The sequence below is a fragment of the Hymenobacter agri genome (assembly GCF_054778495.1).
Window position 1 is genome coordinate 1 of record NZ_BAAGZM010001279.1, and the last position, 562, is coordinate 562.

Annotated in this window: 1 protein-coding gene; it reads left to right on the forward strand. The window is 64.4% G+C overall.

The features are described 5' to 3' along the window. A partial coding sequence (locus ACYVDE_RS25795) for an efflux RND transporter permease subunit (RefSeq protein WP_460504351.1) occupies window positions 1-562 on the forward strand: 562 nt, incomplete at both ends.

A 562-nucleotide genomic window follows, 5' to 3' on the forward strand; every position in this document is an offset into this window, starting at 1 on the left:
GCCTCGACGAGCTGGCCACCGTGCGTGTGACGCCCAGCGAAGCCGAGCTGGAGCGCGAAAACCTGCAGGCCATGACGGCCGTGACGGCCCGCCTCGATGGGCGCGATTTGGGCGGGGCCATGAGCGAAATCAAGCAGAAGCTGGAGCGCGACGTGCCGCTGCCGCCCGGCTACTTTATCCAGTACGGCGGCTCGTATGCCGAGCAGCAGCAGTCGTTTCAGGAGCTGCTCACCATTTTGGGCACTGCCTGTTTGCTGGTGTTTGCGGTGGCGCTGTTTCTGTTTCGGGACTTGAAGGCGGCCGGCTTAATTCTACTGATTGCCGTGCTGGGGCCGGCCGGCGGTTCGCTGGCGCTGTTTCTGACGAACACGCCGCTGAACGTGGGCTCCTACACCGGCCTGATTATGGTGGTGGGCATCATCGGTGAGAATGCCATCTTCACCTTCCAGCAATTCTTTGAAATCCTGGCCGAGGGCCGGCCCGTGGAGCAGGCCGTGGGCTACGCCATTGCCGCCCGCCTGCGCCCCAAGCTCATGACGGCCCTCTCGGCCATCGCGGCGCT